This window comes from Chryseobacterium sp. FG46, assembly GCF_057809135.1.
The window spans coordinates 72,004-85,541 of record NZ_JBMDJJ010000017.1; the positions used below are offsets into that span (position 1 = coordinate 72,004).

General features: G+C 37.5%; 11 protein-coding genes. 10 read left to right on the forward strand and 1 reads right to left on the reverse strand.

From position 1 onward, the window contains the following. The first annotated feature begins 35 nt into the window (after positions 1-35). Complete coding sequence (locus ACODR7_RS13920; protein ID WP_488839903.1) at positions 36-1,313, forward strand: DUF6080 domain-containing protein; 1,278 nt, start codon at positions 36-38, stop codon at positions 1,311-1,313. 52 nt (positions 1,314-1,365) lie between these two features. Here ACODR7_RS13920 and ACODR7_RS13925 read toward each other — a convergent pair whose 3' ends face one another. Beyond that, positions 1,366-1,923: an SPOR domain-containing protein gene (locus tag ACODR7_RS13925; protein ID WP_488839905.1), complete on the reverse strand. Its 558-nt coding sequence runs from the start codon at positions 1,921-1,923 to the stop codon at positions 1,366-1,368. Positions 1,924-2,107: 184 nt separating this feature from the next. On the opposite strand from ACODR7_RS13925, the gene ACODR7_RS13930 reads away from it, so the two are divergent. From ACODR7_RS13930 to ACODR7_RS13970, 9 genes are all read left to right on the forward strand, one after another. Then, on the forward strand, positions 2,108-3,472 hold the full coding sequence (locus ACODR7_RS13930) for a c-type cytochrome (RefSeq protein WP_488839906.1): 1,365 nt from the start codon (positions 2,108-2,110) through the stop codon (positions 3,470-3,472). Between the two features lie 23 nt (positions 3,473-3,495). Beyond that, the gene (locus tag ACODR7_RS13935) at positions 3,496-6,555 is read left to right on the forward strand and encodes a TAT-variant-translocated molybdopterin oxidoreductase (RefSeq protein ID WP_110366572.1); all 3,060 of its coding nucleotides are present in this window, start codon (positions 3,496-3,498) and stop codon (positions 6,553-6,555) included. Between the two features lie 25 nt (positions 6,556-6,580). After that, positions 6,581-7,978 carry an NrfD/PsrC family molybdoenzyme membrane anchor subunit gene (nrfD, locus tag ACODR7_RS13940; protein WP_034691792.1) on the forward strand — a complete coding sequence of 466 codons (1,398 nt, stop codon included), beginning with the start codon at positions 6,581-6,583 and terminating at the stop codon, positions 7,976-7,978. Then, entirely contained in the window at positions 7,965-8,486 is a 522-nt protein-coding gene (locus ACODR7_RS13945) for a DUF3341 domain-containing protein (protein WP_027371993.1), read from the forward strand. The genes nrfD and ACODR7_RS13945 overlap by 14 nt, the downstream gene beginning before the upstream one ends. 1 nt (position 8,487) lies before the next feature. Then, complete coding sequence (locus ACODR7_RS13950; protein ID WP_488839909.1) at positions 8,488-9,177, forward strand: c-type cytochrome; 690 nt, start codon at positions 8,488-8,490, stop codon at positions 9,175-9,177. An 8-nt stretch (positions 9,178-9,185) separates the two neighbouring features. Further along, positions 9,186-10,517, forward strand: a complete 1,332-nt coding sequence (locus ACODR7_RS13955) for a quinol:cytochrome C oxidoreductase (protein WP_488839911.1) — start codon at positions 9,186-9,188, stop codon at positions 10,515-10,517. Positions 10,518-10,643: 126 nt separating this feature from the next. Next, the gene (locus ACODR7_RS13960; RefSeq protein ID WP_488839913.1) at positions 10,644-11,660 is read left to right on the forward strand and encodes a hypothetical protein; all 1,017 of its coding nucleotides are present in this window, start codon (positions 10,644-10,646) and stop codon (positions 11,658-11,660) included. 116 nt (positions 11,661-11,776) lie between these two features. Then, positions 11,777-12,976 (forward strand): NTF2-like N-terminal transpeptidase, encoded by a 1,200-nt coding sequence (locus ACODR7_RS13965; protein WP_076596471.1) that lies wholly within the window; start codon positions 11,777-11,779, stop codon positions 12,974-12,976. Positions 12,977-12,979: 3 nt separating this feature from the next. Beyond that, complete coding sequence (locus tag ACODR7_RS13970; protein WP_488839915.1) at positions 12,980-13,516, forward strand: adenine phosphoribosyltransferase; 537 nt, start codon at positions 12,980-12,982, stop codon at positions 13,514-13,516. The last annotated feature ends 22 nt before the right edge of the window (positions 13,517-13,538 follow it).

The following is a 13,538-nucleotide window of genomic DNA, read 5'->3' on the forward strand; positions in this document are numbered from 1 at the left end:
GTTTTTTTATTTTATTTTTGCAAAAAATTTGACCTGTGTCTTATATCAAAACAAAAATCATCAATTTTTTCAAACTGGTTTTTCCTTCCACCTACTCTGAAGTGGCAGTATTTCTGTTTTTCATTGTCTGTTATGGAATTTTAGGTTCATATATTGCAATCCATTACAGGATTATTTTTGACAATAGAATTCCATGGGATGCTTATTTCAGTTTTGACAATAAGTCTATTCTTATGACGGGAGGTAGTTTTGAGAGACATCCTCTATCCTACTATTTTTTTAACTGGGTAAGAGAGTTTTCATTATTTATTTCAGGGGGGAAAATGGACGCCAACTTCAGGCTCACGCTGGCATGGCTTAGTAACATCATCATCACATTGAACATTATTCAGGTATTTAAATATTTAAAGAATATCATTCAGCTTCCTTTATGGTTAAGCCTTTTAATTACTTTGTTCTTTGGAGTTTTTTCAACTAATATCATCCTGTCTTTCACTCCGGAGAACTTTACTTACACTTTATTCTTACTCTCATTATACAATTACTATGCAGCCATAAAACTGAGAAAAGAAGAAAAGATACCCGCAACTGCATTATCCCTGGCAGGGATAACTATTGGAGGGCTTACCATTACCAATTTTGCCAAAGTTTTCATTCCTCTTATTTTTGAGAAAGATCTTTTCAGAAGCTGGAAAAAATTTGGGAATGCATCACTTAGAGTGGCAATCACTATGATCTGTTTCATTGTTCTTTATTTGAACAGAATTGATTTTAAATACCAGAACATCTTTTCAAAAACAAATCAGCAGTATGAAAAGTTCTCAAATGTAAAGTCGATGCCAACATGGGATATGATTCTTTCTTTCTTCTTCGGAGGTAATATTCTTTTCCCGGGATTCATCATGTCAGACAAGCATAATATGAAAGGATTTAATTTCAAAGGACTTTATATGGATATTTATTCATCAGCTATTCCTTACTTTTTCATAGCAATATTACTCATCCTGATAAGTTGGAGTTATATTAAGAATTTTAAAAACAAATGGGTTCAGATAATTATTATTTCGTTTTTGATTGACATTGTTATCCATTGTGTGATGAGGTTTGGCCTTCACACTTCCTATATCTATGGAGGACATTTTGTTTTTGTCTATCCTCTGCTTTTAGGATGGCTCTTTTTTGCTTACAGATCATCACCGAAAATGATGTCATTTTTAACATTAACTGTGGCAATATTATGTACTTATCTGCTGGTCAATAATATCTTTAGAATGTCAGAATTCTTCTGGTTTATGGAAAATTATTATCAATAAAAAAGCTGAGAAATTTCTCAGCTTTTTTATTGTATGTTGAAATAAACTTTTCTTATTTTGCCTCGGCACAGAAAATTCTATACTGCACTGCAACTGCTGATTTAAAGTATTCTCTGATTTTAGAAAGGTCACTGGCAGCACTTTGTTTTGTGAAATAACTTCCGGCTAAAATTTTATAATTAGGTCTTAAAGATGCATCTGTTTCCACTTTCAGGTTAGGAAATCTTTTTCTGAAATAAGACTTCACCTCATTAGCTTCTTCATTACTTTTCACTGTTGTAATCTGGATTTTAAACCCTAAAATTCTAGGATTTTTCTTACAGATTTCGGCATTCGTAAGCTCTCTGCTCGGCACAAATATCTTAGGAGGTCTCGTATTTATTCCTGTAGAAATTCCAGTATCATTATTACTGAAATCTTTAGAAGAATTTGTTGGAGTCACTTTAGCACACTTCCCTTCAATTCCTTCCAAAGCAGCATTTATTTTAGAATCCATTGTCATAACAAGCTCTGTTCCTGACAGGGTATCCTTTTTAACAACTTGCTGTGCTTCAATATTATAAAATCCAAATAATGATAATATCGAAAATATTTTGATTAGATTTCTCATTTAAACTTGTTTCCGCAAATTTATACAAATTAAAAAACTATACCAAACTGGTTATTTAGAATCAATACAAATTAAACGTAAATGATATTTTCCCTTTTCGATATACCGTTAAATTCCTGTTAAAAATATTATTTTTGCGGAATTGATTGAATGTTCAATAATTTACTAACATAAGATAATTTAAATGATTAGTTGGAGAAAGCATTATAAAAAAACGTTGATCGCAATAGGCTTATTGCTATCAACCAGTGCTTCATTTTACGGGCAAGACGGCGATCCTAAAAACGGAGAGAAACTTTTCAAAGCGAATTGTACTGCATGTCACGCGCTGGACAAACAAGTTGTAGGACCACCATTAAAAGGGGTTGTAGAACGTGTAAAGACAGAAGGTGGCGTAGACAAAGATTGGCTTCACAAGTGGATCAAAGACAACAAAGCTCTGAGAGCTTCCGGGGATAAATACGCCAATGAGATTTTTGAGAAGTTTAACAAGACTGAAATGCAGCAGTTTCCTAATCTTACAGATAAGGATATTGACGACATTTTAGCTTTCACTACTAATCCGCCAGAGCCGGAACCAAAGAAAGATGATGCGAAAGCAACAGCTGATGCTGGCTCTACTGCTGCAGCTCCTGCAGACAAAACTACTACAAACGTTGTCATCATTTCGCTTTTAGCAATCGCAGGTTTACTGGTTTGGATCTTGGCTAAACTAAGACAACTGGTAAAATTAGGTCAGTCTGAAGATTTAGCCGGGCTTAATGAAACAAGAGTGCGCTCTTTCAGTGAAATGTATGAGAAGTTCCACTTCATTGGCAAAGGTTTATTAGCAATTCTTGCTATTTTAGCCGCTTACGGAGTATGGAACTGGTTAATGTGGATTGGGGTTTACAAAGGGTACAAACCTGAGCAGCCTATCTACTTCTCTCACAAAATTCACGCCGGAGAACAAAAAATTGACTGCCAGTTATGTCACTCCAGTGCTAAATACGGAAAAGTATCTGAAATTCCTTCTATGAACGTTTGTATGAACTGTCACAGAACAATTTCTGAATACAACGCAGATCACTACATGGAGCCAGGAAAAGATAAGGCATTCTATGACGGAGAAATCCAGAAGATCTACGCAGCAACAGGCTGGGATCCTGCAAAACAACAGTACACAGGAAAAACACAGCCGGTTGAATGGACAAGAATCCACAACATGCCAGATTTCGTTTACTTCAACCACTCTCAGCACGTAATTGCTGGAGAACAAGCCATCATCAATTCTTTCAACAAAAAGAACCCTAACAACAAAATCGATGTTGTATGTAAAGCTTGTCACGGTAAAATTGATACAATGAATGTTGTTCAGATGGCAAACGACTTTACTATGGGATGGTGTATCGAGTGCCACAGAACGACTGAAGTTGATATGAACAACGGTTATAATAAAGAGTACTTCAAAAATCTACATGACAAGTTGAAAAAACAATATCCTCAGGATGGAGGTAAGATCACTGTAGATGCAATTGGAGGTCTTGAGTGTGGTAAATGTCATTATTAATAACTAAAAAATTAGAAGTATAAATGGCTTCAAACAAAATACAATTCAGAAGTATTCATGAACTTAAAGATCCGGCTTTGAATAATAAGCTGGCTCAGAAAGAGTTTCAGGAAGAAATTCCGGTAGAAGATTTCCTTGGAGATGCTGAGAAAAACGGATCTAGTACTTCAAGAAGAGATTTCCTTAAATTACTAGGTTTCTCTACAGCAGCAGTAACATTAGCTGCCTGCGAAGCTCCGGTAATTAAAACGATTCCTTATGTGGTAAAGCCGCATGACATTATTCCGGGAATCCCTAATTATTACGCTTCAACTTATTTTGATGGTTTCGACTTTGCTAGTGTTTTAGTAAAAACCCGTGAAGGTAGACCTATCAAAATTGAACCCAATCCGGCGGGTGGTGATTTAGGTAAAACTAACGCAAGAGCTCAGGCAAGTGTTCTTTCTCTTTATGATAATGATAAAGTAAAGCAGCCTAAACTAGACGGTAAAGATGAAACTTTCGATAAAGTAGACAGTTTCGTTATTAAAGGTTTGGAAGAAGCTAAAGCGTCAGGCAAAAAAATTGTGGTTTTATCACACTCTTTTGCTTCACCAACTTTCAAAAAGTTATTCGCTGAATTCAAAGCTAAATATCCTACAGCTGAATTAGTAACTTATGATGCTTTCCCTTACGCTGCAGGATTAGATGCGGCTCAGGAAGTATTCGGACAAAGAGCATTACCTGTTTACGACCTTAAAGGTTCTGAATTGGTAGTTTCTTTCCAGGCTGATTTCTTAGGAGATTATAACGCTTCAAGCTTAGAAACTTCTTATGCAGCAGCAAGAAAGCCAGGACCAAACATGTTAAGACACATTCAGGTGGAATCTAACATGTCATTAACGGGTGCTAATGCTGATTCAAGATACAGATTAAAACCAAGTGCTGTAAACAAAACTTTAGTTGAAGTTTACAATGCAATTGTAGGTGGTGGTACTTCTGATAAGACTGCAACCGAAATTGCAAACGAATTGAAAGCAAAAGGAAGCAAAGCTGTTGTTTTTGCTGATGGTTCCAAAGGAGCACAGGTTTTAGCACACTTAATCAACCAAAAATTAGGTTCAGTAGCTTTCACAGGTAAAGCAAACTTCCTTAAAGAATTCGACGGTGCAAGATATCAGGAATTCCTGGGATGGATAAATGGTGGACAAGTAGGTGTATTGGTTACCAACAACGTAGACCCTATCTACTCTCATCCAAAAGGAGAAGATTTCAAAAAATCTTTATCAAAAGTTCCTTACGTAATTGCAGTAGCAGATAAGAAAAATGAAATGTACAAAGCAGCGAAAGCTGTAATTCCGGTTGCTAACTGGCTGGAGTCTTGGGGAGATATCGAACCACAGACAGGAGTATATTCATTAATGCAGCCTACGATCCAGAAGATCTACAAATCAAGACAGATTGAAGAATCTCTATTGGTATGGAAGAATGGAAAAAACAATGCAGCAAACAACTACTACGATTATTTAAAGGCAAGCTCTGCTTCTCTTTTAGGTGGTACTTCTTTCAACAAAGCATTGTATAATGGTATCAACGCTTCTACAAACGCAACTACTTTATCTTATGCAGGTGGAAACGCTGCTCAGGCTGTTGCTGAACTAGGAAACTTTAAAGCTTCTGAATTAGAATTAGTATTATACACTAAGACTTCAATGGGAGACGGTACTCAGGCAAACAACCCTTGGTTACAAGAATTACCTGACCCGATCACAAGAATGTCTTGGGATAACTACCTTACAATTTCTCCTAAAGATGCAGAGAAATTTGCAATTGATAACGATCTTAATGCGAGAATGCAGTTAGATGGTTCTATTGTAAACCTTACTGTAAACGGAGTTACAATAAAAGATGTTCCTGTATTCGTACAGCCAGGACAAGCTGAAGGATCTGTAGGTCTTGCACTTGGTTATGGTAAGAAAAACTCAGGAGCAACTGCAGATACTGGTGTAAATGCTTATCCTTTATTTGACGGTTCTAACCTTGTTCTTTCAGGGGTAAAAATCGAAAAAACAGGAGAAGATCACGAATTCGCAGGTATCCAGCTTCAAAATACATTGATGGGTCGTTATGAGATCGCGAAGGAAGTTCCTTTAGCAGATTTCATCAACGTAGCTTTCGATGATGAGCACAAAGGATGGAACAAGCCTTTGGAATACCACACGATCAGCGGAGCACTTCCTGCGAGAAAAATCGACCTTTGGGATGCTTTTGATGATACGGATGGTCCTCACTTTAATTTATCTATTGACTTAAACTCTTGTACTGGTTGTGGAGCATGTATTATTGCTTGTCAGGCAGAAAACAACGTTCCTGTAGTAGGTAAAGAAGAAGTAAGAATGTCCAGAGATATGTACTGGTTAAGAATTGACCGTTACTACTCTTCAAGACAGAAAGTTGAAGTTTACGAAGGATTGAAAGAAGGAATGGCTGTACCAGAATTGTACGGTACTGCTTTCGGAGACGGAGGTGCATTAAACCACCCTGCAGACAACCCGGATGTAATCTTCCAACCAGTAATGTGTCAGCACTGTAACCACGCTCCATGTGAAACTGTATGTCCGGTAGCGGCTACTTCACACGGTAAGCAAGGTCAAAACCATATGGCTTACAACAGATGTATCGGTACCAGATATTGTGCAAACAACTGTCCGTACAAAGTAAGACGTTTCAACTGGTTTACGTATAACCTAAATGACAAGTTCGATTTCAACATGAACAATGATTTAGGAAGAATGGTACTTAACCCTGATGTAGTTGTAAGAACTAGAGGGGTAATGGAGAAATGTTCAATGTGTATCCAAATGACTCAGAATACTATTCTTGAGGCTAAGAAAGAAGGAAGAAGAGTGAAGGATGGAGAATTCCAGACTGCTTGTTCTAAAGCTTGTTCTACTGGTGCAATGACATTTGGAGACATGAATGATAAAGATTCTTCAATCAGAGAGCAGTATGCATCTAACAGAAGATATTATTTACTAGAGGAGATCGGAACAAAACCAAACGTGTTCTATCATACTAAAGTAAGAAACAGAGTAGAAAAATAAAGTTTAAATAATAAATAGGTAAAAAATGTCAGGACATTACGAAGCTCCGATAAGGGAACCTCTAATTATTGGTCACAAAACTTATCACGATATTACAGAAGATATCGCACGACCTATCGAAGAAAGAGCAGGTAAATTATGGTGGATCTCATTATATGCTGCACTAGTTCTATTCCTCTATGGATTCGGCTGTATCGCTTACACTATCGGGACAGGTATTGGAGCATGGGGGCTTAACAGAACTATTAACTGGGGTTGGGATATTACCAACTTCGTATGGTGGGTAGGTATCGGTCACGCCGGGACCCTAATCTCCGCAGTATTATTATTATTTAGACAGAGATGGAGAATGTCTGTAAACAGATCTGCAGAGGCGATGACGATCTTTGCGGTTGTACAGGCAGCAATCTTCCCTGTAATTCACATGGGTAGAGTTTGGGTTGGATACTGGGTATTCCCTTTACCAAACCAATTCGGTTCTCTTTGGGGGAACTTCAACTCTCCTCTACTTTGGGACGTATTTGCGATCTCTACGTATTTCTCAGTATCAACTGTATTCTGGTTCATGGGACTAATCCCTGACTTTGCAATGATCAGAGATAGAGCTAAAACCCCTTGGACTAAGAAAATTTATACATTCCTTGCATTCGGTTGGGGTGGTAAAGCAAAACACTGGCAAAGATTCGAAGAACTTTCTTTGGTTCTTGCAGGTTTGGCAACTCCACTTGTATTCTCAGTACACACAACCGTATCCTTTGACTTCGCAACTTCAGTAATTAAAGGATGGCACTCAACAATCTATCCTCCTTACTTCGTTGCTGGTGCAATCTTCTCAGGATTTGCAATGGTACAGACCCTATTGTTGGTTGCAAGAAAAGTGTGTCACTTGGAAGAGTATATTACAATGTATCATATCGAAATCATGAACATCGTAATCATCTTAACGGGTGGTATGGTAACTGTAGCTTACGCAACTGAATATTTCATCGGATGGTACTCAGGTTCAAGATTTGAAGATTTCACATACCTTTCTCCAGGTGCTGCTGTAGGACCTTACTGGTGGGCATTCTGGTCATTGATCATCTGTAACCTTGTTATCCCGGCTTCTTTCTGGTTCAAGAGACTTAGAACGAACATTATCTGGACATTCATCGTTGCATTAATCATCAACATCGGTATGTGGTTTGAGCGTTTTGATATCATCGTTATCAACCTTTCAAGAGACTACTTACCAGGATCATGGACTATGTTTAAGCCAACGATCATTGATGTGGGTGTATACTTAGGAACAATCGGATTCTTCTCTGTATTATTCTTATTATATGCAAGAACATTCCCTGTAATTGCACAGGCTGAATTAAAATCGATTTTGAAAATCTCAGGTGAAACTTATAAAGCAAAAGAAGGAGATGAGCACCACTAAAATTGTATACGGACTTTATGCTGACGACGACGACTTAATGAACGGCGTTAAAGCATTCAACGATAAAGGAATCGCAATTAACGAAGTTTATACTCCGTTTCCGGTTCACGGACTAGACAAAGCTTTAGGTTTAAAGAAAACCAGAATTTCTGATGCCGCTTTCATCTATGCTTGTTATGGTGTAACGATCGGTGCTACTCTTACCTGGTATGTGATGAATCACGACTGGCCTCAGAATATCGGTGGTAAACCAGCTTTTGACTGGGGACACAATATGCCGGCATTCGTAGTTCCAATGTTCGAATTAATGGTATTCTGTGCTGCTCACATGATGTCTTTAACTTTCTTGGTTAGAAACAAAATGTATCCAGGAGCTCCAGCTCAGAACCCGGATCCAAGAACTACTGATGATAAATTCATGATGGAATTTGTAACTGAAGATGTAGAATCTGTAAAACAGTTGCTTATTGAAACTGGAGTTGAAGAAATAACTGTTAAAGACGCTTAAAATGAAAAAGAATGTATTAAAAATTACAGCGGTTTTAGGTTTAACAACAGTTTTACTTAACTCTTGCGGACCAAAGGAGAATACTCCGTTGGTATATTTCCCGGACATGTATTTTCCGGTAGCTTATGATCCGTTGATGAAAGCTCAGGATGCTTATTCAGATCATGAAAATGAAATTCCTGCTTTTGTTAAAAATAATGGTGCAACAGGTCTTTCTCCGGTAGAAGGATCAGTTGCTCAGAATAAAGATGGAGTTTTTGAAGAAAGCTTATTACCTAAGAATGTTGACGAGTACAATGCAGGGTATGAAGCATCTAAAAAACTTACAGTATCTCCTTTGAACCCAGCTAACGCAGCTAAGGATCTTGAAAGAGGTAAAATATTGTTTGATCACACTTGTGCTGCATGTCACGGTACTGGAGGTGATGGACAAGGACCTATCGTTCAAAGTGGAGCATTCTCTGGAGTACCTAACTATGCTGACAGAGAAATTACTGTAGGATCTGTTCATTATGTATTAACAAACGGTAGAAATGCCATGGGATCTTATGCGGGACAATTGAACGCAGGAGACAGATGGAGAGTAGCAATGTATGTGATGAGTGCTTTCAAAAAAGGAGCAGCAGCACCGGCAGCAGCTACAGCGGCGGCACCAGCAACAACTGAAACGACTACCGAAACTAAAAAATAAGAAAAGAAATGTATAGTTTTTCACCAAAATTAAAATCAACTTCTATAATACTTCTTGTTGTAGGTTTAGTTCTTTTCGGTATTGGTTTCTTTTTGAACAAAGGAATTTCTACTGAGAAAATAGAACAAATGATGGAAGCTGTTCATGCTTCTGGTCATACCGCTCCTACACACTCAAGTGAAATGGTTGGACCTCAGGATCACGCGGCTCACCTTGAGCACGCTACATTGCAGGTACACAACCAGCCTTTAGCAGCAATTCATTTTGTAGCTGTATTTTTCTTTGGAGTAAGCTGCTGCGTATTATTCTTCTATTCTATTCAGCACGCTGCACACGCAGGATGGCCAATCATCATTACAAGAGTAATGGAAGCTATTGCTTCTTATATCCCTTACGGTGGTGCAATCCTGGTAATCCTGATGATCTTAAACATCACTCATAATGGTCACTTATTCCACTGGATGGACCCTGAATTGACCAACCCGGATTCTCCGCATTTTGATGTGATCTTATTCGAAAAGAAAAAATTCTTAAATATTCCTTTTTACGCACTAAGAACTTTAATCTATGTGATTGGTGCTTCTTTCTTCGCTTGGAAATTAAAAGCTCAGTCTAAGAAGGTAGATGAAACGAAGTCTAAAGTAGAGTACCAAATGCTTTACAGATGGTCAGTAGGATATATTGCATTCTTCGGATTTGCTTCTGCAGCTTGGGCTTGGGACTGGTTGATGTCTATTGACCCTCACTGGTATTCTACAATGTATATCTGGTATTCAATGGTTAGCTGTCTTTCAAGTGGTATCGCTGTAATCATTCTATTAAGTGTTTATCTTAAGAAAAATGGTTTCTTACCACAGTTCAATGACAACCACTTACACGATTTAGGAGTATTCCTTTTCGCTACAAGTATGCTTTGGACATACACATGGTTCGCTCAGTTCATGTTGTACTGGTATGCAAACGTTCCGGAAGAGGTTAACTACTTCTTCGGTAGATTCCAGCACTACTCTCCTACTTTCTTACCGATGTTGATCATCAACTTCTTATTACCACTATTGGTATTAGTAAGCAGCAGCATCAAGAGAAACTACAAAGTAGTTACTACAATGGCAGTAGTGGTGATCTTAGGACACATCTTAGATTACTTCAACATGGTAATGCCAGGAACAGTAGGACCATACTGGAACACTCCTGAAGTATTCCTGTTAATCCTTGGAGCCATCTTATTCGTAGCTGGATTATTTATGTTTACTGTACTTTCAGCTTTATCTAAACTGAAGTTGATCCCTACAGGAAACCCATTCTTACACGAATCTGAAATTTATGAGTATCCTTTCTAAGGACTTGTAACAAAATAAAATGATAAAAGACTGATTGTTAAAACGATCAGTCTTTTTTTATGCATACAAAACCACAGATCGTTATGCATCTCTATGATGAGATCAAAAACTTAACAAAACATTACTATGAAAACAAAACTTTTCATTTACTCATTCTTCCTTTTTTTATATAGTTTTATTTCTGCTCAGACAATCACTTTTGTTTCTGAAAAAAGTAATACTCCCCTTCCCAGAGTTTCAGTGTTTGGGAAAGATGGAACCATTGTAGCGTATTCTGATATTGAAGGTAAGATTGACAAACAATCACTCTCGCCTTCTCAGGAAAAGTTTCAGCTTGTCTACAATAATTTTCCGGTTGCCTCCTTATCTTACTCAGAATTTGATCAATCCGTTATAAAAATCAATGATCAGGTAAAAGAGATTGAAACCGTGGTTATCAAAAATAATAAGCCTGCCAGGTATATTTTTATCAAAGGAAATTTTAATGCTTATGTAACGGTAAACAACAAGCTTAACAGCTATGCCGATGGAATTGTAACTTACATTTTTGACAATAAAACAAAAAAACTGAAAAGTACCAATGTGGAACAGTACAGGGTTTTCAGACTAACGGACTCTAAAAACGAGAAGAAAGAAACTTCATCATGGGATTATGGAAATTCTCTACAGATTCCCAAACTTAAAAATGTGGGAAATCCGGAAGAATATAAAACAAAAAGAAATACCATCAGAGAATTGAAAGGTGATCGTAACGATCAGATTGAAGTAACGGGTGGAGCACTTCAGGAAAAAGAATTTTCGTTTTTCGGATATCGATTTTATGATATCAGAACCATTTTGAATATGTCCTTTGAAAAGGGATCAGAAAAGACACTGAAAGATTTCCAGGAATACAATGAACTTGTTTTTGTTAAATTAAAGCATAAAAGCGAACCCGAATACAACCAGATTGCACTTTACACTAATTTCTATCCTACGGAACTCAGATTCAATAATGACAACGATATTGAAAAGGTAAAATTCAATAAAGATAACAGCAGTTATCAGACGTCTTATTGGAAGGATTCTTCATTCCCCAATATGCAGACCATCTTCAGTAATTTTTTCAAAGGAGACTTAAAAGAACAACCCAACAAAAAGTAAAAATATAGGATTATGACTCCCGTGATCAAGAAATAAAACAAGCCATAAAACATAAAGTGAAAATAAAATCCAGTATTAATAAAGGTTTTATTAAATTTGCAACAAACCAAATAAAAATGAAAAAGTTTTCTTTTCTACTTGTTTTCAGTCTGTTGCTTTTTACAGCATGTAAGAAAGATCATGTAGATGCTACGAATACTAAAACACTGCAGTCAAGTATCAATGATATGACTTCCAGTTTACCTACCATTAAGCAGATTAAGTTTAATGAAGCTCTTTATATCCTTAAAACATTTGGAGTAGAGGCAGATGGTGATATCAATGAGCTAAAGGCCCTTGGAAAACTGATTAACGGGAAGAAAGTTCCTGAAATCATGTCTTTGGCTGACGAAGTTGCACAGAAAAACGGAATAGAATGGGCCAGTACTGCCCCGCCATCACTGGGAGAAATGAATATCTTCGGGGATGATAAAGCTAAAGAAAGCGATCCTAATGATGTAAAAGCAGGATCATTAAGCCTTGTGACAAGACCTACAGGAGATGACGGAACCGGAGCGCCTACGGCCATTCAGATTGTTCCAAGACTTGTAGATGCAGCCGGAAATCCGGTATCTTTCACAGGAGCCGGCCTTGAAGCCACTCTTGAAGTCTTCAGCAATGGTGTAAGATTGGCTACAGCTAAAAACCTGATGCAGGATAATAACTTTAAAGGATTCAATTTAAAGTTCTCATCTATTCCTGCTTCAAAAGTGGTAGATAATAAAATCGACATCACAGTTTCCGTAAAAACTACGGCAAAAACTTTCAAAATGTCAAAAATCGGACTTGATGTGAATGCAGCAGCTCTGAAAGTTCCGGCCATTCCAAAAACGGATTCTACAGCGGTAACAGAACAGCCAAGCGCAGTGGTGGATCCAAACAATCCTACAGCACCTTCCGGAACAACTACAGATCCTGCAACAGCCACTCCTGCAACACCAGCTGCACCAAAACAGCCTACTGCAGATCCTAAGAATACAGTAAGTAAATTCCTGAACAGTGTAAGTTCTCAAAATTTAAAAGCCGCATACGAAACAGCCAGCAATCCAAGCTGGGGAAGCTATGAATCTTTCTCAAATCCTACTTCAGGTTTTGGATCCGTAAAAAATGTAAGTGTAAAAAATATTACGACAAGTGGAGCTAATGCTAATAGTGCCAGCGTAAATGCTACTTATGATGTAACAGATAAAAGCGGGAAGACAACTTCTTTAAAAGTAACTTTCGGACTTAAAAATGTAAATGGAGACTGGAAAATTTCCAGCTATAAAATCAATTAATAAATGGCTTCAGCAGAACTGATCAAAAGATTAGAAGAAACAATTGAAAATATCCCTGATTTTCCGATTCCGGGAATACAGTTTAAGGATATTTCACCCATCTTTTTGAACCCAAAACTTTATGAAGATGTTATTGCAGATCTTGCTGCCTTCAGTAAAGGGAAAATAGATGCAGTCTGCGGAATAGAAAGCCGTGGTTACCTTTTTGGGATCGCAATTGCTGTAGCATTGGAAGTACCTTTCATCTTAATCAGAAAAGCAGGAAAACTTCCGCCGCCCATCATTTCAGAAAAGTATGATCTGGAATATGGAAGTGCCATTATTGAAACCCGTGAAGGCCAGATAAAACCCGGACAAAGAGTTTTAATCCACGATGATCTTTTAGCAACGGGAGGAACTACTGAAGCCGCTGCAAAGTTGGTAGAAAAACAAGGAGCAATTGTTTCACAGTTTAGTTTCCTTATCGGTTTGCAAGGTTTGAATGGTGACGAAAAACTGAAGAAATTCGGCGCAGAAGTTTACCATATTTTAGGGTATTAAGATTCAATATATATGCTTCGAC